A 21201-nucleotide genomic window follows, 5' to 3' on the forward strand; every position below is an offset into this window, starting at 1 on the left:
AAGATAGGCCGTCTTTAGCTGTCTACAGTATTAAGATATAATTATATAATTATTCATGTAGGTAGATGATTGATGGTTAAGAGGCTATTTGGGACAAATGGGATTAGAGGGGTCTTTGGTCAAGACCTGTCAATCGAGTTTCTAATCGATATAGCATTTTCAATTGGATATTATTTCGAAAAAGGACCAATAGCATTGGGTTATGATGGCCGTTCTTCTAGCTTATCTATTTCAAAAATTGTGTCTGCTGTATTAATGTCCATGGGCATAGATGTTTATCAAATGGGTTTGACACCCACACCCTGTCTTCAATATAGTGTCAAAAATTTGAAAATGTCTGGCGGTATTATGGTTACTGCTTCACACAATCCTAAAGAATATAATGGATTGAAACCAGTTTCTCATCTTGGGTACGAATTATCAAGAGAAGAGGAGATCAAAATTGAGACTATTTACTATGAGAAGCCATTCTTGAACGAGAGGTATAAAGTTATTGGCAGCCTGTTCGATTTGAATGTATTAGACCAGTACATCAATAAAGTGTTGTCATTTGTTGATAGAGAAATTATAGAAAAATCTAATATAAGGATTGTTATGGATTGTGGCAACGGTGTACAATCAATAATTGCTCCTCTTATCGCACAAAAATTGGGCTGCGAGGTCCTTATCATGAATGGTAATATTGACTCAAATTTTTCGGCAAGAGGATCTGAGCCTAAAATGGATAATTTGCTTAGTCTAACAAAGATGGTTAGTGAAAATGGTTATGATTTAGGTGTAGCATATGATGGAGATGGTGACAGGAGTATCTTCTGTGATGAAAAAGGTGTAATCCACTGGGGAGATAAGACGGGATCGCTATTATCCTATCATCTAATAAAGAACAAAGGGCTTGAATCAGAAATTGTATGCCCAATTAATTCCTCCCTGGTAATATCGAAAGTCGGAGATTTGCTTAATAAGAGAGTACATTTTACAAAAGTTGGGAGCGTTGAAGTAACATATGGCATGAAAGATACCAATTCTTTGATCGGTTTTGAAGAAAACGGTGGTTTTTTCTATGGTCCCCTGAATTTGGTTCGTGATGGGGCGATTACAACAGCATTAATTCTGGATATGCTAAGCTACTATAAACAAGGAGATCCTGTCAACCCTGATTACAAGATTAATTTACCAAGCGAAGCTTCGAAACTTTCCAGTATCTATTCTATATTAGGAGAAACATTTCAATACAAATCCAGCATAAATTTATCCAGTAAGGATGATATCAAAAGAGTACTAGAGATTTGTTCAGAACATGGATCTGTATTTAAAGTTGAAAAGGTGGATGGAGTAAAAATATGGTTTGACACCGAGTCTTGGATAATGTTTAGGCCAAGTGGTACAGAACCCTTAGTCCGAATCTATTCTGAGTCAAATGACTATAGCTTGATGAATTCAAAGGTAAAAGAGTATTTGAGTTTGATAAAGAAACATTTGAACAGAGAAATTAACATATAATAACATTTTTAATACTCTTTTTTATCATAAAAAAGAGTGGAAATGATCCCAATGGGTGATTATAAAATATGAGTAAACCTTATTACGTAAAGTTCGAAATACCAAAAGATCTTGTCAATGCTATTTATGAGGCAGTGAGATTAGCTAAACAAAGTGGTAGAGTTAGGAAGGGAACTAATGAGACAACAAAGGCAATTGAAAGAGGAATCAGCAAACTTGTAGTTATAGCAGAGGATGTTGAACCTCCAGAGGTGGTGGCACATTTACCGATTTTATGCGATGAACGATCTTCCAAGTATGTTTTTGTACCTAGCAAAAAGGAATTGGGTAGTGCGTTAGGAATAGATGTAGGATCTGCAGCCGCAACGATAATAGATGCCGGAGAATCTCAACAAATTCTCGAACAAATTACAAATACTATTGATAGCCTAAAAAACAAGCCCGAGTAATACAGGTGTGCATTTAATTAAATGAGCAAGACCGAAGAGAAGGTTATTCCAGCCGAAGTCATCCAAATTGTCGGGAGAACTGGTATAGCTGGAGAAGTGATACAAGTACGTGTAAGAATATCTGAGGGAAAAGATAAAGGAAGAATTTTGACCCGAAATGTTAAAGGTCCAGTTAGAATGAATGACATTTTGATGCTCCGAGAGACCGAACGAGAAGCAAGAAAGATAAAGTAATGCTTAAAATAGGGAGTAATTGTAGGTGGTTAAATAATGAGTAAGAATATTGCTTCTTTAAGAAATTGTTTTTTTTGCGGAAAACGCGTTGATACTGGAAAAGGAATAATGCTTGTAAAAAACGATGGATCGATTCAATGGACCTGTTCTTCAAAATGTAAAAAAAACCTACGCAACTTAAAACGCGATCCACGATTGTTCAAGTGGACAGATAAGTATATCAAAGGTGGCATCAGGAAGCAAAAGTAAAATGGGAATTGAACAAACCCTAATACTTATCAAGCCCGATGCATTTAAACGAAAATTAACAGGTAAGATTCTTCAACGATTTGAGGAAAAAGGCTTTGACATTAAGCAGTTAAAAACATATGACTTTACCACTGAAAAAGCACAGGAATTTTATTCTATTCATAAAAACAAGCCATTTTTCAATGAACTTGTCTCGTTTATATGTTCAGGCACAGTAGTAGCTTGTATATTGGATGGTAACAACGCCATTAGTACTGTTAGAATAATGATCGGCCTGACCAAATCATTTGACGCTTCTCCCGGAACAATTAGAGGTGATTTTGGATTAGGAATTACTGACAACATAATTCATGCATCGGATTCGCATGAAAGCTTCATAAAAGAGTCAAATGTAGTATTTTCCTAAGTGCATCTACGTCAGCCAGTAGTAGTAGTATTGGGTCATGTAGACTCAGGCAAAACGTCATTACTAGATAAGATACGAGGCACTTTTGTTCAATCACGAGAAGCTGGTGGTATAACTCAGCATATCGGGGCTAGTTTTTTTCCTATCGAAATAATTCAAGACCTGACCGGTCCGTTGTTCAAGAAATTGACCTCGCATGATAATTTAATCCCTGGATTATTGGTGATTGATACACCCGGACATGAGGTTTTTGCAAATCTTAGAATGCGAGGTGGGTCCGCTGCAGATCTTGCGATTGTAGTGGTAGATGTAAATAAGGGGTTTGAACCCCAAACAATAGAAAGTATTAATATTCTTAAAAATAGGAAAGTTCCTTTTGTAGTAGCAATAAACAAGGTCGATCGTATCACAGGCTGGAAAAAGGGAGCAACAAACTTCATAACTGAAGAAATCAAAGTCCAATCAAAAGAAGTTCAGTTAGATCTTGACAATAAGACATACAGTGTGTTAGGTTCTTTATCTCAATTAGGATTCAGCTCCGAGGCATTTTGGAGAGTTAAGGATTTTACTAAAGAGGTTGCATTGGTGCCTGTCAGCGCATCAAGCGGTGTTGGCATACCTGAGCTATTAACAGTATTAGTAGGCTTGAGTCAACAATTCATGGTCAAAAAATTAGAAAGGCATGAAGGATCTGCCAGAGGAATAGTTCTAGAGGTGAATGAAGAAGTAGGATTAGGACCGTCTGCTAATGTGATACTATTAGATGGTATTATAGAACAGGGAGATTCAATAGTAGTAGCAAAACGTGATTCAGTAGTTGTTACAAGGATTAAATCATTGCTTTTACCTAAACCCCTTGATGAAATGCGAGATCCACGAGACAAATTCCGTCATGTGAAAAAGGTGATTTCAGCGGCAGGACTAAAAATAACATCACCAGACCTTGAGGGTGTAATCGCTGGAAGTCCATTATATGGTCTTTCATCTACAAATGATGAGGCGCGATTAAAAAGTTTAGTCGAGTCAGAAGTTAAATCTGCAATAATAAATACCGATTCTAATGGTATTATTCTTAGATGTGATACTATCGGTTCAATTGAAGCCATATCAGAGATGTTAAGAAAAGAAAACATCCCAATAAGATCTGCAGATATCGGTCAGATTAGCAGAAAAGACGTAATGACTGCATCTGCTGTTAAGGAAAAAGATAGATATCTAGGGGTAATTTTGGGTTTTAATGTAAAGATTTTGGAAGATGCCGAAAAAGAATCAATAGAAAGGGATATCAAAATTTTTAATGAAAAAGTAATTTACAATTTGGTACGAAGTTATACTGATTGGGTATCATACCAAAAAAATCATGAAGATTCTATTTTATTTAATGAACTATCACCGGTTTGTAAATTTGAATTTATGAAAGGGTATGTTTTTAGAAGAAGTGACCCTGCTGTATTTGGAGCAGAAATTAATATCGGTAAAATGAAACAAAAAATGTCTATCATGACCCCTGAGGGCAAGAAGGTGGGTGTGATTCATCAAATCCAGGATAAGGGTAAATCCATCGAAGAAGCAACTCGTGGAATGCAAGTTGCTGTCTCAGTGAACGGTCCCCAGATAGGGCGACAAATCAACGAAGGGGATGTTTTTTATACTTATTTGGATAGCAGGCAGGCCAAATTGCTTCTTAATCGATTCAATAGTAGATTAGATGAAGAGGAAAAAAAGATATTGGAATTAATTGTTAGTATACGTAGAAAAATGGATCCAGCATTTGGATATTTGTAATTTCCTCTTTGTTGTAACTCATCTGATATTTATATAGTGTATGACTGTAAATAATGTAAAATATATGACTGACTTCAATATCATTGGAAAAATCTATTTTGCTCCTAACACCTCTGATACTGAATTAATAGAAAAGGCCAAATTAAGATTAAAAGAGAATGGAATACCTGAAGATATAATTGAAATCAATTATAATGTTCAAGAACTAAATGAAGGTGATTTATACATAAGCTATGACCCTCCAGATTTGGTATTGAGAAAAGTTTATGCCAAAACTCAAAGCGGTTTTATCAAGATGAAAAGCTTGAAATCTATTAAACTTTAAATTACTTAATCGTGGTCTGCTTGATTTAACTCTTTTATCAATTCATCAAAGTTTTTGTCAACTTTAACCTTTGTATCTTTCTCTCCAGATGTATTTCTAAGAACAATCTGTTTCTCGTTTTCTATTTCGTCCTTTTTGAGGATGATGATGTTTTTGCTTTTCTTGTTTTCGGCTTCTACTATTTGTTTTGAAAATGATCTTTTCAACAAGTCATATTCTATTGGTATATTTTTTCTTCTTAAAACTGACGCCAAATGCTCAGCATACCCAAACAAATCTACGGAATCATAGATTATGAAATTAATATATTTCCTCTCAATATTTACAAGATGTCTCATAATATTTTGATGCTTCATTGCCATGATCATGCGTTCAACGCCACCAGCTGCGCCTGTTGCTCCTGCGTCCTTTCTTCCAAAAACTTCTGTAAGATTGTTGTAGCGTCCCCCTCCAACAATAGAACCAAAATTGTTGTTTGTATCCACTGCCTCAAAAACTATTCCAGAGTAATAATCCAATCCCCTTACTATCCCAAGATTAATTTGAACATTAATTACTCCTTTGTTTTTTAATGAATTGGTGATTTTTTCTATTTCATCCCATGCTGACAGGCCAAAGGGTCTTATTACCTTGTCAATCTGATCAAATGAACCCCTGTTATCGGCAAATTCCATAATCTTTAGTAAAATTTCTCTGCCAATCCTGTCTTCATATTCCTTTAATACCTGTAGCTTTCCTTTCTTAGGTATTTTATCAATTGCTCTATAGATCTCAAAAATACTATCATTTTTTGAAATTTTGAGTATTTTTTTTATATATTCTTCTAAAAGTGATCTGCTATTGATTTCTATAACTATGTTTCTTAAGCCTAGTTTATTCAGAAAGACCGAAGTAAACTCGATAATTTCAGTATCAGCTTCTGTGGAAGTAGGACCGTAAATTTCGATATCCCACTGATGAAAAAATCTATATCTTCCTGCCTGTGGTTCATCATACCTCCAAACACCCCCAAATGAGGCAATTTTAGCTGGGATCTTAAGATCTCTTCTTGAAGCAAAGTACCTTGTTAGTCCAATTGTTATATCAAATCTCAGGGCAACTTCGCGATTCCCTTTGTCTGTGAAGTTATAGATCTCTTTAGTTATCCCTGGACCAGACTTGGATTCTAAGGTAGACAATAATTCTAATGGGGAAGGTTCCATAATTGTGAAATTAAAAATTTTTGCAGATTCAATGAATGCATTTCTTATCAAGTTGATGTTTTCAAACTCTTCGGGTTCCAGATCCCTCATTCCCCTTGGCAACAAAAATTTCATTATAGACTAGAGTGCTGTGATTGTTTCAATTTAGATTTTCCGGTTCATTATAATATCTATTAATTATACATTTATCCACATGTCTCAAGGAAGCGTTGAATATCTTGACCACATGACGGATGCATATCTTCGTATACGTGGGAGTAACTTGGAGGAAGCATTTGAGTATGCTGGAAAAGGATTGGTTGGTACAATGTATGAACTTGAAGGAATAGAAACTAACAAACAAGTTCTCATAACGGCAGGAGGAAAGGATCTGGAAAATCTCTTGTTTGATTGGCTTGACAAAATCTTGTTAATTGTGTTAATCGATAGAATAATTATGTCCGAATTTAAAGTCAAAATCATTCATGATGATAAGACCGGTCATTATGCCATCCATGGTTATGGAAAAGGGGAGCAAATAAACCAAGATAGACATGAACTAAAGGTCGAAATCAAGGGGATCACATATCACGAGATGAAAATTCTTGATAATAAGGATAAAGGAGAGGTGATGTTAGAATACATCGTAGACTTGTGACGATTACTCTGTATATTTGTATTTTGGTTTAGATTCTGTGAACCTATTAGTTGAACTTTTCTCCTAAGTTCTTTAGGACAATTAAAACGCAATTAAAGCGTTAATAAAGTCTTATATATCAAATATCGATATAAAGAATCCGTAAAAATGACAAATGAATCAGGATCTACTACCTCTAATACTATAGTTGAACTATCAGAAAACAATTTTGAATCATTTATTTCCGAAAATAAAATAATATTAGTTGATTTCTGGGCAACGTGGTGTGGTCCTTGCCAATTTATGTTACCAATATTTGATAAACTTTCAAAAAAGTACTCGGAAAAAGTTCGGTTCGGTAGATTGAATGTAGATGACAATCAGTCCATTGCAATGCGTCTGGAAGTATATGCTATTCCTACATTTGTTATGTTTGTTGATGGTAACGCCATTGACAGAGCAGTTGGTGCAGTCGGAGAAAAAGGATTGGAAGCACTATTACAAAAGAATCATTCTTAGTTAAACAGCAAGTAGGTACATGCGAAATAATTTATTCTAGATTTACCTTTTTCTATAAGACTGATGCCAATGTTGATATTTATACAACCATGCCTAACATTATTTAAAAGTAGCAATTGAGATGAAAACTCGCATTCGATTATTAGAAAGAATTTATTATTGATATAATTTAGTTATTTTAAGTGAGACAAAATACTTGACCGAGACTCTTTCTTATGATATGATTATAGTAGGATCAGGGCTGGCGGGACTCAGGGCTGCAATTACTGCGGCATCTAAAAATAAAACTCTAAAAATTGCTGTCCTGTCGAAAGTACAGGTAATGCGTTCTCATTCTGTATCAGCTGAAGGTGGAACTGCTGCAGTACTTTATGATAATGAGGGCGACAATATAGAATCTCATATTTATGATACCATAAAAGGGAGTGACTTTTTGGCGGATCAAGATGTAGCAGAAAGACTAGTTAATTGGATTCCAAGGGAGATCATTCAACTTGACAGATGGGGAATGCCTTGGTCTAGGCGTGAGAATGGACGAATTGATCAGAGAAAATTTGGCGGATATTCTTTTCCAAGGGCTACTTATGCTCAAGATAAAGTTGGATTTTATGAGATGCAGACTTTATATGATACCTGTCTTAAATTTGACAACATATATTTCTTTAATGAGTGGTTTTGTACTTCTATTCTCCATGAAGGGAATAACTTTCAAGGCTTTACTTGCATAGAAATGAGGAGTGGGAAATTTGTGAAAATTACTGCCCCATCTGGAATAATCTGTACTGGAGGTGCTGGGAGGATTTTTAGCTTTTCTACGTATGCTTATTCCTCTACACCTGATGGCTTGGATATGGCTTATCGTGCTGGAATGGCATTGAAAGATATGGAATTTGTTCAATTTCATCCCACAGGAATTTTACCTTCTGGAATATTAATTACAGAGGGTGCTCGTGGAGAGGGTGGCTATTTGATCAATTCGGAAGGTGAACGCTTTATGAAAAACTATGCAAAAGAAAAGTTGGAATTAGCACCTAGGGATGTAGTATCTCGTTCTATGATTACTGAAATCCAAGCAGGGAGAGGGTTTAAACATATTACAGGGGTTGATTGCCTGAAATTGGACCTTACTCATTTAGGTGAAGAAAGAATTAAGGAAAAGCTTGCTGGAATCAGGGAAATTGGAATAAAGTTTTCCGGTATTGATGTAATAGATGAACCAATTGAAGTAAGACCTGTGTGCCATTATATGATGGGAGGGATTCACTCGAATGTAGATGGAGCAACTGAGTTTAATGGATTGTGGGTGGCAGGCGAGGCATCGTGTAATAGTACTCATGGAGCCAACAGATTGGGTGCTAATTCTACTTCTGAATGTCTAGTTTGGGGTGCAATAACAGGAGAACTGGCTGCCAATTATGCCTTGAGTAAAAAGAATGTTTCAATAAATATCGATGCTAACCAAGTATTGCAAGAAGAAAAAAGAATCTATGACGGAATATTTAGAGGCAGTGGCGATGTCAATCCCTATGAAATCAGAAAGACTTTGACAGACACTATGGATGAAAAGGCATATGTTTATAGAAATGAGAATGATTTGATAGATGGACTAAAGAAAGTCCGTAGTCTTAAATTATTGTCATGGAAACATGTAGATGATCAAGCAAAGGAGTACAATACTAATTTTACGAATGTGATGGAGCTTGATTCAATGTTACGGGTTGCGGAAGTAGTTTTGTTGGGTGCAATAAATAGACGTGAATCTAGAGGAGCACATTCGAGAATTGATTATCCTAATCGGGATGATAATAACTTTTTAAAACATACTCTTGCATACTATGTTGGTGATAAGGAGCCAAAAATGGAGTGGCACCCTGTTATATTTACAAGATACGCTCCAGTGGAGAGGAAATACTAATGGGACTCAAAACCGAAGACGACAATAATTCTGAAATTAATCCAAGTAATAACGTCAGGGTAGATAATGGGCGTGAAGGTTTAAAGGGCTGGCTTAATCCCACACGTTATGGTTGGGAGAGAGTTTCCTATTGGCTGCAGAGGTTAACTGGAGTTGGTCTATTGATATACTTTGTAGGGCATATATATGAAACTAGTTCTCTAGTCAATGGAATAAATGCATGGAATAGTATGTTGGAGTTGACTCAGACAACCGGAGGACATATTTTTCTAATATTAGTTATCGGAGCAAGCACTTTTCATACTGTTAATGGAATAAGGCTCATTTTTACAGAGTCGGGAATAGGATTGGGCAAACCTGGGCGTCCAGATTATCCATATGACGCTACTTCGCTGAATTATAAACAAAAGTCTGGAATATGGGTTGCGTTGATATTAGCTGCAATTGCCATGCTTTATGGTGGAATGGTTATGTTCGGAGAGGCTGGCTAGAAATTTGTTAATGGATTGTGGAGATATGGTAATTAGAAATTATTTGGAGTATTGTGTATAAAATGCCGCTATTAAAATTACGAGAGAGTCAGATAATGAAAATTCATTATCTGACTGGAATATGCGCAGTTTTCTTCGTAGCCGTTCACATACTATTTAGGCTAGTCATGCCATTTGGACAGAGTTTAGAATATGAGAATGTAGTAGCCAACTATCACAACGTGTATTATGTTGTACTGCTAGAACTAATATTGATTTTTATTTCCATTCACGGGTTCAATGGTTTACGTATCATTTTATTAGAGCTTAAACAAGATCAGTGGTGGGAGTCCACAATGACTATATTGGTGTTGGCTGCAATGATTGGTGTCGTTGCCTATGGTACAAGAACTATTATCATCGGAAGTGGTTTGTGAAATGCCGGGAAAGTATTGTAAACCTAGCTTTTTCAACAAATGTGTTAAAATGATGACCGAAGAAAAGTACCAGTACAAGAGTGAGTGAAATGAGTGAAATGAGTGAAGAAACAAACCGAATCAAATTAAAGGTATTTAGAACGAATTATAACAAATCAGCTCCTTCATATTTTGATGAATTTGATGTCACTGTTAAACGATGGACGACAGTTTTAGATGCCTTGTTGGATGCAAAAAGCTATTCTGATAGTAGTATAGGAATACGATATTCTTGTAGAATGGCTTCTTGTGGTTCATGCGGAATGAAAATAAATGGTAAACCTAGGCTAGCTTGTTATACAAAGATATCTGAGCTAAATGATCAAACAATAGTTTGCGAGCCTTTACCCAACTTTCCACACATAAGAGATTTGGTAACCGATTTCACACAATTCTTTACACAACATAAAAAAATTGAACCTTATGTCCATAACGAAGATGTACCAAATGAGATCGCCGAAAATGACGAATTAGTCGAGTTTAAACAGACTCCAGAAGAAGTAGACAAGTATTTACAATTTTCATATTGTATCAAATGTGGCTTATGTTATTCAGCTTGTCCTACTGTGGCAACTGATTCTAAATTCCCTGGACCCCAGGCATTATCTCAGGCTTATAGATACTTGGCAGATACTAGAGACGATGGCAGCTCAAAGAGATTCAGGATTATAGATGAGCGACATGGGATTTGGAGATGTCATTTTGCAGGATCTTGTAGTCATGTTTGTCCCAAGGGCGTTGATCCTGCGTTAGGAATCCAGCTTCTGAAAGGACATTTAATGGGCGTTTCAAAGAACGATAAAAAAATAGCTTCTATTAGATCAAAGGATGAGTAATCGTTAAAGTGTAATTTACTTTTCGGTTCCTTTTCCCTCTTTTCCCTCTTTTTCTTCTATTTTATGCTCTGACGGTTTCTTGCTTTCATTAACCTGTTTATTTATGGCCTCTGCCATGAAATGATTACTTACGTTTATCTTCACATCTTTGATACCGTCAACTTTAAAGATGTTGTCTCTTACATCTTGTGCAATCTTAAATCCAAATACTGCTGGACAGAAAGGACTTGTAAGATGCAAATCTATGTTAACTTTTCCCTTGTCTATGTCTACTTTGTCTATTAACTCTAGTTCCATGATAGATACTCCTATTTCTGGATCAACTATCTTTGTAAGTTCATCAAATATTTGTCGTCTGGTTAATTGCAAATCTTGAGACATATTAATAATATATAGTTGGTTTTCCTATTTAATAATTATTTGTCAAATTTAGTAATTTAAGTTTAATAATTTATTAAATTAAAATAACAGCGCAAGTAAAATTTTTAGATGTATCGGTCTCGGCCCACCGGAAATTTGGATAGTAAAGCTCTGTCCTATTTGTCATCTATAACTGAGGATTCTGATCTATTCTATTATGATCTTTTGGGAAGTCAAGCTCATGTCATAATGTTACATGAATCCAATATCTTGTCTAAAAAAGAGACAATAGAAATTCTTAAAGCAATTGGTCGGTTGATGTCCAATTCCGCTGCCTTAAATGAATATGCTGCTGATTCTACAGCTGAGGATATTCATGAAATGATCGAATCAGCTGTAATTAATATAACGACAATGAATGTAGGAGGTAAGATTCATACCGCAAGGTCCAGAAACGATCAGGTTGTATTGGATATTAGGATGAAACTCCGTGATGACCTAAATAGGATATCTTCAAATTTGCTCGGTTTGATACATTCTCTTTTATCGAGAGCAAAGGAAAATATTGAAACAATAATGCCGATGTATACTCACTTACAACAAGCTCAACTAGGCGTATTGTCACATTATTTGCTATCTTATTGTTTTTCATTGTTGAGAAACTTTGAAAGATTTTCTGAAAACTATAAACGAATTAATGTTTCTCCGCTAGGGGCTTGTGCAATAGGTGGCAGTAGCATGGGTATCGATCGAAATAAAGTGGCATCAATGTTGGGATTTTCAGATATTGTTTACAACAGTGTGGATGCTACTACTTCACGCGATTTTTTGGTCGAATTTTCATCCAATTCCCTTAATACAATGCTGGATCTTTGTCGAATATCTGAGGATTTTATCATATGGTCTACATCAGAATTTGGATTCATATCACTAGATGATCAGTTTAGCTCATCTTCCTCCGCAATGCCGCAAAAAAAGAATCCAGATCCTCTAGAGTTAATTCGCGGAAAAACCGCAATGATGGAGGGAAATCTTGTAGCAATTTCTTCAATCATAAAGGGGTTATCGTCGGGTTATAGTAGAGATTTGCAAGAAATAAAACCATTATTGTGGAAGACTTCGTCAACTTTGGAGACTTCAATTGAAATCATGAACGGCATTGTATCCACAATCTCTGTAGATCAAGATAAGATGTATGCCGCTTCAGCCAAAAGCTATGCTATATCCCTTGACATCGCAGAACAATTAATCACCGAGGGTGATATTTCTTTTAGGTTATCTCATAAAGTAATAGGTACTATTGTCGATTATGCTTCAAGGAATGGGAATGTCCCTTTAAATTCGTTGACCGTCTCTGATATTACAAATTCCCTTAAAAAAATTGACTTTTCTCATGAAATTCTTACTCCGGAAAAAATACTGAATTTGATCAAGCTAACTACACCCGAAAATTCGATAAAGTTTAGAAAAACAAAAGGCTCACCAAATAAAAATGAACAACAAATAATGATTGATCATATAGAAAAAATCATCTTTGATTATGAAAAAGAGCTTGAACTTCGGTCAAACAAGTTACAACTGGGGATGGATCAATTGGATAAAAAAATAAATCAACTGATCAATGAATCTTCATAACACTTAATAATAGATTATTCGCTAATTATAAAAAATCTTAGATTTAAATTATCCTCTGGAATTACTTTTATTGATGTCAGAAGTACAATCACAACCAAACCAACAAAATAAAGAAAGCTCCCCTACAAGAGATGCAATTTATATTGGAAAAAAACCATTGATGGCATACGTAACTTCAACACTTATTCAACTAGCAAATCAACCTTCTGTAACTATCAAAGCGCGTGGTTTGAGCATTGGCAGAGCAGTAGATGTATCTCAAATAATCCTAAAGCGGATGGAGAATGCCGGTTATATTATTGGGGATATCAGGATCGGATCTGAAACAGTTCAAGCAGAAGATGGCAGAACAAGAAATGTTTCAACGATAGAAATCGAGATAAAAAGAAATTCTTAAATATCTTTGTATTAATTTTTGTTCCGTGTGCTATGGAAAAAAAAATTGCTGCAATATTTTTAGCACATATTAACCCATTAACAATTTCGCACGAGACTATTATTAAGAATCTTTTGCAAAATTACAGTGTTCATATATTTCCAGTAAGATTTTTAAAAAATAATCTGGAAGTTAATACTCGAAGTTTTCCCTTCTCATACGAAATACGAAAACAAATGATACTCGAATCATTTGACTTTAATGAAGATATTCATGTCCATGGTGATTACGCATTCCATTCGCCTTATTTGCAGTATTTTCCTCCATTTGTTTCCCCTGCATTTAAAAAACTTAGAAGCAAAATACTGATTAACATACAGGAAAATTCATTCATAACCTATACTGGAGATAGGGCTGAGAGGGTTTTGTTGTCAATATTTGGTTTTAATCCAGTCAAAGCCAATAGACAGGTTATTTCCTCCACGAACGTAAAAAACTTGTTATATAATTCAGTTGTGCATGAAGATGAACGATCGGCTGATATTGAATACAATCAAGAAAATGTGAGATGGAATGATTTTGTCTCTCCAAAGGTTGTGGAAGTCATTAAAAGAAATTGGGATACCATAAGAACCTTTTCGATCTCCAAAGACGAAACCATACGCGTTATGGGAATGAAGTTTCCAAAGAATGGATTTATATGAACAATCCAATTCAGATTTAACACTTTTATAGAAGTAAAAAACTTGCAAAACTATGAACAGTAAGAATGCCGATTTTATTTGGTTTGATGGTGAGTTCAAACCGTGGGATTCAGTAACCGTACCCATAACTACTCATGCAATACATTATGGAACCTCAGTATTTGAGGGAATAAGAGGATATTCGAATGATGAAAACCTATTTGTTTTCAAACTTAAAGAGCATATGGAAAGATTAATTCAATCTGCAGAGGTTTATTCTATAAATTCCAGATTTACTCTATCCGAAATATGTACATCAACAGTTGAGCTTCTAAAAAAGAACAATATCCGAAAATCTTGTTATATCAGGCCCTTGTTATTTATTGGATTACATGGAATAGATCTTAACGTGACCAAAAATTCTCCTTCTCACTTGGCAATTATTGCGTTTCCATTTAACAGATATTTCCCAGAAACAGGAATTAGGACATGCATTTCATCCTGGAGACGGATAAATGAGAACTCTACCCCACCAATGGCAAAAGCCGGTGGCAATTATATGAATTCAGTGCTCGCAACTCAAGAATGTAAAAGAAATGGTTACGATGAATCAATTCTCTTGGATTATCAAGGTAACGTAAGCGAAGCTCCAGGTGAAAATATTTTTTTGGTTAGGGGAAACAAGATTTATACTCCTCCGCTCTCAGATTCGGTGTTAGAGGGAATTACAAGAGATACTGCTATAACCTTAGCAAGAGATTTAGGATATGAAGTACAGGAACGATCCATAACTCGAACAGAACTATATATTGCAGATGAATTGTTTGTAACCGGTACGGCTGCAGAAATTACACCCATAATAAGTGTTGATAACCACATGGTGGGTGATGGACAAGTTGGCGAGATTACGAAGAAAATTTCAGACTTTTACCAAAAAGTTGTGGTATCTCAAATTTCGGATTATAGGGAATGGCTTACCCCAGTATGGTAAAAAAATTACAAAACGTTTGGAAAGCGGCTTTATTTACGAAATTATGGGGAGTACAAAAGCATGAGTGAAAAACCAATAAGAGTGGCGGTAATTGGCACAGGCGGTTGGGGAAAAAACCATGTTAGGGTTTTAAGCGAGTTAGGTGTATTAACTGCTATCTGTGACTCTGATGAAGATAGGGCAGAATTACTCTCAAAAAAATATAAGGTTAATTCTTATTCCAACTTGGAGCAATTGCTTCAAAAGGAAACAGATCTAAGTGCATGTCTCGTATGCACTCCGACTAAAACACACTTTCAGGTTGCCCAAGAGATCATGAAAAATAAAATAAACGTATTTGTAGAAAAACCATTATCCTTTTCCTCAGTCGAATGTGAAAAACTCACTGAATTATCTAAACTGAATAACGTCATTTTGACTTCTGGATATATCGAACGTTTTAATCCTGCAGTACAAAATCTGAAACAGATTATTGATGAAAACACTTGCGGCGAATTATTAATGATGGAATTTCACCGTGAAAACCGTATGCCTTTACACATTAAAGATGTGGGTATAATTTATGATACATCTGTACATGATATCGATACTGCAATGTTTATTTTTAACGATAAACCAAATGTTGTCTTTGCACGCGCAGGAAAACGCTTTCATAATTCAGAGGATTTTGCTACGATTATGCTGGGCTTTCCAGATCAAAAAGTTGCTATAATCGCGTCAAATTGGATTACTCCGAAAAAAGTTAGACGATTTTCTGCAGTTTGTTCTGAAGGGACTATTACGGGTGATTTTCTAACCCAGGAAATAAGAATAGATGATGAAAATAAGACTCTGATCCCAAGAAGAAATTTCAAGGAACCCCTTACACTCGAATTGGAAAACTTCATAAAGGCAGTTTCTGGAGAGATCACAAAATTTCTAGTTACACCCGAGGATGCAACAGCGGTAACGAAAATTGCAGAAGCAGCATTAATATCTAGTAATACAGGCAACCCTGTTTATCTATCATTTAACTAAATCGTCTGAGAAGGCGAGTTTCATCATAACTATAATTACCCATGTAAAGTATGTGCCTTGTAATGGATGTCACTCGATTAGAGTTTCGTTTTCTTTTTGATATATTACAATGGGGCGTTATTTTTGATACGTGACTGCACATACAATCGTAAGATCTAAAACATTAATTCATAAGTAAATTATAAATTGAAATGTGTGAAAGTTTATGTGAATAACAATGTCAGAAAACACTGATAAGACTCCTGTAATTAACTTTGTATCACCAAAGGCCACCATAGGCAACAACGTCAAAATTTGGCATTTTGCATATATAGGTAATGATACCATTATTGGAAATAACGTCATGATTGGCTCTCTAACTCACGTGGATTATGGTGTAAAAATTGGTAACGACTGTAGGATAGAGGGATCGGTTTATATTCCACCACTTACAGAAATTGGAAATAACGTTTTCATTGGACCAGGAACCACCTTTACTAACGATCCATACCCAATGAGCAAAAAGATGGTTGGGGTGATTGTTGAAGATGGTGCTATAATTGGAGGACGTTCTGTTATTAAACCTGGAGTAACGATAGGTAGAAACAGTGTAATTGCCATGGCTTCCGTTGTAACCAAAGACGTACCTCCAGACGTAGTGGTGATGGGACATCCCGCCCAAGTAAAGTATAGCCGTTCTCATTATGACCAGAAAAAGAATAAATGGGAAGAGTAAAACTGACTGATAATTGATATCTGATTGTCGGGTCTCAGTTATGGTTATGACTAAAATAACATATCCCCCCATCCAAGGTCTCACATAGTCTATATTTAATTTCAAATATCGTACCTTTACTACAGCTTTCCTCCTTATGCTTATTTAATTAGCAAGTTAAATATGCTAGTGGTGATAATATAAAAAACACTTGCTAGACAGGTTATTTAATTAAATTTCCGTCGTATCAAATGCTGAATTAGCAGCTATTACTATTATTTTATAGTTTGGATGATGCTGGTTGACATTCATGTTCATTCTATCAATAATTTTAGTTTGATCTAAATTTGAACACGCAATTATGATATTGTTCAATGAATTAGGAATATAATTTTCTGCATCCTGTATTTCAACCTCTGCAATGTAGTCTCTAAGCTTTGATTCTAACAATTCCCGTAAAATTGTTTTATCTCCTCTAATTTCATGATTATCGATTGTCCAAACAATTGTTACCTTGGTTCTACTTGCCTTTATCTCCCTCATCTTTAACTGGGTCCTAGTTTCATCAACCAGGTTCTTGACATATCCTTCAATTGATTTTATTGTTCCATTAACCAAATAATTTAATGCAGTAGAACTCGGAAGAGAGTGATTGATAACCCTGAGATCAAATAGACCATTTGCTATCTCATCAAGGTAAATATGTTTCCTAGTTTTATTAAGAATTTCTTTTCTATCTTCCCTCAATCTAGCTAATCTAGTGACTTCGTTAATACATGTCAAACTTGAATATTTAGTAATTACATTTATTGCATGATTCAATTCTGCAGATATAATGCTGCCAACTCTTGTATCGATTTTGACGTTATCATTTTTACTAGCAAGATCCAAAATTCTGTTTGGGGATAGATCCGTATCGGTTTGTTGGTAAGATCCAACTATTGTTATAGTTTCTGGGTTGCTATCAGAAAACGTCATTGGAACATAGTAATATAGAATATCCGTTCCAACAATCAAACCAGATTGATGCTCAATAAGAGTGATTATCTCAGAATTTCCTCCAACACCAAGAGGAATATTAACAACTATTGTTGTATTTTTACTCAAATATGCAATCAGTTCTTTAAATTTTTGAATTATCTCATTTTTTACTTCTTGATTAATTTTCCTTATTCTGGGTGCGAAAAAAATAACGGGTGCATTGACTATGGCTTTATCAAATGGTTCCAAATTTAGAAGTGGTTCTTCATCAGTCAGTAGGTTAATACTTGAATATTCTTTTACTATCTCAGGAGTCAGAATTATACCAAGTCTGGAATTCTCATCGATGATTATAACTTTAGACTGTTCTTGTATTATTTTTTTTGCAATTTCATAGCCCTCAGTACTTAATCCGTAAATTACGATATAACCATCCTTTGTAATTTCTTTGCGATTTACGATTTTCTTTTTATCGTTGAGAATATTGTTAAAGTAGTCTACTGGTACTTTTTCGGAATGCATTGACTTTTCACCTTCATCAGGTGCCCTCTCTGAAATCCTTTACTCCCCCAATAACTTACTTTTCCCTTTGTTTATTTAGTTTTGGATTTGTTGATTTTTACTGCAATTTCGATCGGATAATTGAATTGTTAAAGCGAAAGAATTTTTTAACATCCCAGACTTATTCCTCAATGTGAAGATTTGGTTTGACATTTTAACTCCTAAACAAATAATGTTTTTCAGTCCCGCAATTACAATTTTGCAAAAGGAGGGTCATGATGTTCTTGGTACCTCTAGAAACTATAGAGAGGCAAACGAATTATCTGAATTAAAAAAGTTACATCTCTTAAAAGTAGGAAGTCATGGAGGATCAAACCTTTATGATAAACTCTTTCAAAGCTCAAAGCGAATAGTAGAATTAACAAAGATCATTTCAAAATTTTCGCCCGAGTTGGTAGTTAGTTTTTCATCCCCCGAGGCCTCTCGTGTTGCATTCGGCTTGGGAATCAAACATATCGGATTTAATGATTCGCCACATGCCGAAGCTGTTGCGAAACTGACAATTCCATTAGTATCAACCTTGTTTTCGCCGTCTGCAATACCTTTAGCAGCTTGGAGAAAATACGGGATGTCATCAAAAAACATAGTCCGCTATAATGGACTTGACCCAATTGCTTGGCTAAGCCAAGAATATGAGATCAATACGGACAAATCACATTCTTCTTCCTTTGATAAAAATTTCTTTTCAAGTTTAGGAATTGATGATAAAAGAAAATCAATACTTGTAAGGTTAGAAGAATCAAAGGCTGCTTATATATCAGATAAAAATTTAAGAATTCAACCCTTATCTTTTGTAGATCAAGTGGTTAATTCTTTTGGCTTAAAAAATAATGTTATAATTCTTTGCAGGTATCCAGACCAAATCAGAGCAATGTCAAAGAGATTTGCAAATAAGGCTATAGTACTAAAACAAGTTGTAGATGGGGTAAAGTTATTAAAACACGTGGATGTATTTGTCGGAGCTGGTGGTACGATGACTGCAGAATCTGCCTTATTGGGCAAGCCAACAATTTCTATTGCTCCAATCCAGTTCTATATTGATGATTATCTAAAGAAAATTGGACTGGTCCAGCAAGTCTTTACTCCAAATCAACTTGACAAATTGATAAATTCATTTCTGTTTGACCATAAGAAATGTAAAGATGTGAAGAATAATGCAAAAAAAGTAATGAAGGAAATGGAGAATCCAATCGAAAAACTTACTACTTACATCTCTAGCATGAATAAGAAATAGATTCGTAAAATTAATAACATCCGTACATACAATATAGAACTGCCCGGAAGCCCGGTAGTATTTTATTAATGCCGAGTGTAGTGGCCAAGCATAGAGGCCTTTGGAGCCTTTGACCCCAGTTCGAATCTGGGCCGGGCTACTTGAGATATTTTGATAGTTGGTTTAGGATTTGTATAATTATTATTATGTCTGTAAATTGATTTAGGTGAAATAATTGTATGATTGTGATCATGTTTATCTATTTGACCATCAAATTTCCAATCTTTAGAAAATGTATACAGTTTTAGTTTTGAATTATAATAAAGTTACAGGTATTTCAGTAATATCCTATTTTCTTCAAGGTATCCGAAGAGCCCAGTAGTATATAGTTTGAATTGAGACCTTTGTGACAAATATTACATCTAGTCAACTAACAATTACAGAAGAAACTTGTATTTGATCTTTCAATAATTTGTCACTCTTGCTGGATTTAATAGAATGTATTGATAAAGATAGAGGAGTGCGAAGTGAGGGATTCGAATCTCTATCTTTAGTACACGACTTGATTTAATAAATAAAGTAAATTCAACTTGTTGATTCTCATAAGATTAGAAATAATACTTATTACGAATTAAGACACGATCTTGATTTTGATTTAGTTAATCATGATGTTTTTATCCTTTAATACATATTACTCATCATAAATGGATGTGTTTACCTTAAATCAGATTAAGGAATCACGCCAGTATCGTCCAATAATAACTGAAGTAATTCATGGATGGGACCAAATAGCAGAGCTCAGCCTAAACGCAGTGGAAATATGTGAAAAGGGTTTTGACAGTGTTTGGGATGCTCAATTTACAACTTTTCTTCTTAGCAACTTTAAAGAAGGATTTTCTATCGGGCGAAAAAGAATGAAAACAAGAGGAATCAAGTCAAGATTTGTAATAGAATTTACACAAGAAAATATGGATGCATTCGACCTTTATGATTTAGGTGAAATTCGACATCTAGATGGAATTCGAGGAAATTTTGGAATAATGGATTCCAGATGTTATATGATGTATATATTACTTACAGAAAATCAACCTCCCACTCAAGGAGTATTTAGTAATTTCAAATCTCTGGTAGAGAAACAACAAAAGCTCTTCGAACAACTATGGAGTATGGGAATATCCCTTCCGTCTAGGATTAAAGAGCTTGAACATCAAAATGACAATTTTGTTATCACAAACCCTGATGAAATAGAAAACGAAATTATTTATCTGATTGAGCAAAGTAGAAAGGAAGTACTTGTGTTTTCATCCATCAAGGTCTTGAATCAGATACTTGCAAAAGGTAACATCGCATTCCTTACAACGTTGACTCATTTGCTAAAGAAAGACGTACATATCAAATTTTTGATAGATTATTTTGATGGACCATGGGTAAAGGCCATAGATTCAGTGAATAAAGCAACTAAAAATAATCATATTCAGTTAGCGTTTGTTAAGGGACTAGTAGGCAAATTTGATGAAACAGTAATCATAAGCGACAACAAATACATGTTTCAAATAAAACCAGCTGAAAATAGAGGGCAGCTAGAAGGAACATACTCAGAAGAGAAACATCAAATATTTGTTCAGGAGATTATGTTTGAAAAGTATTGGAATGAAGTCGATAGTCTTTCCAATATCCAATATAATAAGTAGGTAAATCCTATATCTTT

The 21201-nt window shown here is 34.9% G+C and carries 24 protein-coding genes and 1 tRNA gene; 22 read left to right on the forward strand and 3 right to left on the reverse strand.

The window, feature by feature from the left end; all coding sequences use genetic code 11:
* Positions 1 to 72: 72 nt before the first annotated feature.
* From ACMT7R_RS08795 to ACMT7R_RS08825, 7 genes are all read left to right on the forward strand, one after another.
* Positions 73 to 1500 (forward strand): phosphoglucosamine mutase, encoded by a 1428-nt coding sequence (locus tag ACMT7R_RS08795; RefSeq protein WP_415311266.1) that lies wholly within the window; start codon positions 73 to 75, stop codon positions 1498 to 1500.
* A gap of 68 nt (positions 1501 to 1568) precedes the next feature.
* Positions 1569 to 1949, forward strand: a complete 381-nt coding sequence (rpl7ae, locus tag ACMT7R_RS08800) for a 50S ribosomal protein L7Ae (protein ID WP_415311267.1) — start codon at positions 1569 to 1571, stop codon at positions 1947 to 1949.
* A 21-nt stretch (positions 1950 to 1970) separates the two neighbouring features.
* Positions 1971 to 2183 carry a 30S ribosomal protein S28e gene (locus ACMT7R_RS08805; RefSeq protein ID WP_134484477.1) on the forward strand — a complete coding sequence of 71 codons (213 nt, stop codon included), beginning with the start codon at positions 1971 to 1973 and terminating at the stop codon, positions 2181 to 2183.
* A 36-nt stretch (positions 2184 to 2219) separates the two neighbouring features.
* Positions 2220 to 2432, forward strand: a complete 213-nt coding sequence (locus ACMT7R_RS08810; protein ID WP_134484479.1) for a 50S ribosomal protein L24e — start codon at positions 2220 to 2222, stop codon at positions 2430 to 2432.
* Position 2433: 1 nt separating this feature from the next.
* The gene (gene ndk, locus ACMT7R_RS08815) at positions 2434 to 2838 is read left to right on the forward strand and encodes a nucleoside-diphosphate kinase (RefSeq protein WP_415311268.1); all 405 of its coding nucleotides are present in this window, start codon (positions 2434 to 2436) and stop codon (positions 2836 to 2838) included.
* Entirely contained in the window at positions 2839 to 4623 is a 1785-nt protein-coding gene (gene infB / locus ACMT7R_RS08820) for a translation initiation factor IF-2 (protein ID WP_415311269.1), read from the forward strand.
* Between the two features lie 40 nt (positions 4624 to 4663).
* Entirely contained in the window at positions 4664 to 4948 is a 285-nt protein-coding gene (locus tag ACMT7R_RS08825; RefSeq protein WP_415311270.1) for a hypothetical protein, read from the forward strand.
* 5 nt (positions 4949 to 4953) lie between these two features.
* On the opposite strand, the gene hisS is transcribed toward ACMT7R_RS08825, so the two are convergent.
* A complete protein-coding gene (gene hisS, locus ACMT7R_RS08830) occupies positions 4954 to 6264 on the reverse strand; it encodes a histidine--tRNA ligase (RefSeq protein ID WP_415311271.1) in 1311 nt (436 codons plus the stop codon).
* 79 nt (positions 6265 to 6343) lie between these two features.
* Here hisS and ACMT7R_RS08835 point away from each other — a divergent pair, with 79 nt between their 5' ends.
* The 6 genes from ACMT7R_RS08835 to ACMT7R_RS08860 all read left to right on the forward strand — a co-directional run bounded on the left by ACMT7R_RS08835 (position 6344) and on the right by ACMT7R_RS08860 (position 10982).
* Positions 6344 to 6787, forward strand: coding sequence for an archease (locus tag ACMT7R_RS08835; protein WP_415311273.1), 444 nt, complete (start codon positions 6344 to 6346; stop codon positions 6785 to 6787).
* Positions 6788 to 6934: 147 nt separating this feature from the next.
* The gene (trxA, locus tag ACMT7R_RS08840) at positions 6935 to 7285 is read left to right on the forward strand and encodes a thioredoxin (RefSeq protein WP_415311275.1); all 351 of its coding nucleotides are present in this window, start codon (positions 6935 to 6937) and stop codon (positions 7283 to 7285) included.
* Between the two features lie 196 nt (positions 7286 to 7481).
* Entirely contained in the window at positions 7482 to 9200 is a 1719-nt protein-coding gene (locus tag ACMT7R_RS08845; RefSeq protein ID WP_415311277.1) for a succinate dehydrogenase/fumarate reductase flavoprotein subunit, read from the forward strand.
* On the forward strand, positions 9200 to 9691 hold the full coding sequence (locus ACMT7R_RS08850) for a succinate dehydrogenase (protein WP_415311279.1): 492 nt from the start codon (positions 9200 to 9202) through the stop codon (positions 9689 to 9691). Before ACMT7R_RS08845 ends, ACMT7R_RS08850 begins: the two co-directional genes overlap by 1 nt.
* Before the next feature lie 62 nt (positions 9692 to 9753).
* Positions 9754 to 10107 (forward strand): succinate dehydrogenase, encoded by a 354-nt coding sequence (locus tag ACMT7R_RS08855; protein ID WP_415311281.1) that lies wholly within the window; start codon positions 9754 to 9756, stop codon positions 10105 to 10107.
* Positions 10108 to 10205: 98 nt separating this feature from the next.
* Complete coding sequence (locus ACMT7R_RS08860; protein WP_415311283.1) at positions 10206 to 10982, forward strand: succinate dehydrogenase/fumarate reductase iron-sulfur subunit; 777 nt, start codon at positions 10206 to 10208, stop codon at positions 10980 to 10982.
* A 15-nt stretch (positions 10983 to 10997) separates the two neighbouring features.
* On the opposite strand, the gene ACMT7R_RS08865 is transcribed toward ACMT7R_RS08860, so the two are convergent.
* The gene (locus tag ACMT7R_RS08865) at positions 10998 to 11363 is read right to left on the reverse strand and encodes a metal-sulfur cluster assembly factor (protein WP_415311284.1); all 366 of its coding nucleotides are present in this window, start codon (positions 11361 to 11363) and stop codon (positions 10998 to 11000) included.
* A gap of 108 nt (positions 11364 to 11471) precedes the next feature.
* On the opposite strand from ACMT7R_RS08865, the gene argH reads away from it, so the two are divergent.
* From argH to ACMT7R_RS08895, 6 genes are all read left to right on the forward strand, one after another.
* Entirely contained in the window at positions 11472 to 12977 is a 1506-nt protein-coding gene (gene argH, locus ACMT7R_RS08870) for an argininosuccinate lyase (RefSeq protein ID WP_415311285.1), read from the forward strand.
* Between the two features lie 73 nt (positions 12978 to 13050).
* Positions 13051 to 13374 carry a DNA-binding protein gene (locus ACMT7R_RS08875; protein WP_415311287.1) on the forward strand — a complete coding sequence of 108 codons (324 nt, stop codon included), beginning with the start codon at positions 13051 to 13053 and terminating at the stop codon, positions 13372 to 13374.
* 32 nt (positions 13375 to 13406) lie between these two features.
* Positions 13407 to 14057: a hypothetical protein gene (locus tag ACMT7R_RS08880; RefSeq protein ID WP_415311288.1), complete on the forward strand. Its 651-nt coding sequence runs from the start codon at positions 13407 to 13409 to the stop codon at positions 14055 to 14057.
* Between the two features lie 52 nt (positions 14058 to 14109).
* Positions 14110 to 15027, forward strand: a complete 918-nt coding sequence (locus tag ACMT7R_RS08885) for a branched-chain amino acid transaminase (protein ID WP_415311289.1) — start codon at positions 14110 to 14112, stop codon at positions 15025 to 15027.
* Between the two features lie 60 nt (positions 15028 to 15087).
* Positions 15088 to 16044, forward strand: coding sequence for a Gfo/Idh/MocA family protein (locus ACMT7R_RS08890; protein WP_415311290.1), 957 nt, complete (start codon positions 15088 to 15090; stop codon positions 16042 to 16044).
* A gap of 217 nt (positions 16045 to 16261) precedes the next feature.
* The gene (locus ACMT7R_RS08895; RefSeq protein WP_415311292.1) at positions 16262 to 16759 is read left to right on the forward strand and encodes an acyltransferase; all 498 of its coding nucleotides are present in this window, start codon (positions 16262 to 16264) and stop codon (positions 16757 to 16759) included.
* A 210-nt stretch (positions 16760 to 16969) separates the two neighbouring features.
* Here ACMT7R_RS08895 and ACMT7R_RS08900 read toward each other — a convergent pair whose 3' ends face one another.
* The gene (locus tag ACMT7R_RS08900; RefSeq protein WP_415311294.1) at positions 16970 to 18241 is read right to left on the reverse strand and encodes a hypothetical protein; all 1272 of its coding nucleotides are present in this window, start codon (positions 18239 to 18241) and stop codon (positions 16970 to 16972) included.
* A 172-nt stretch (positions 18242 to 18413) separates the two neighbouring features.
* Here ACMT7R_RS08900 and ACMT7R_RS08905 point away from each other — a divergent pair, with 172 nt between their 5' ends.
* From ACMT7R_RS08905 to ACMT7R_RS08915, 3 genes are all read left to right on the forward strand, one after another.
* Entirely contained in the window at positions 18414 to 19514 is a 1101-nt protein-coding gene (locus ACMT7R_RS08905) for a DUF354 domain-containing protein (protein WP_415311295.1), read from the forward strand.
* A gap of 48 nt (positions 19515 to 19562) precedes the next feature.
* Positions 19563 to 19653: transfer RNA gene (locus ACMT7R_RS08910), tRNA-Gln, on the forward strand.
* A 544-nt stretch (positions 19654 to 20197) separates the two neighbouring features.
* The gene (locus ACMT7R_RS08915; protein ID WP_415311296.1) at positions 20198 to 21184 is read left to right on the forward strand and encodes a hypothetical protein; all 987 of its coding nucleotides are present in this window, start codon (positions 20198 to 20200) and stop codon (positions 21182 to 21184) included.
* The last annotated feature ends 17 nt before the right edge of the window (positions 21185 to 21201 follow it).

Origin of the sequence: Candidatus Nitrosocosmicus sp. FF01, from assembly GCF_047711275.1 — an archaeon.
Taxonomy (GTDB): Archaea; Thermoproteota; Nitrososphaeria; order Nitrososphaerales; family Nitrososphaeraceae; genus Nitrosocosmicus.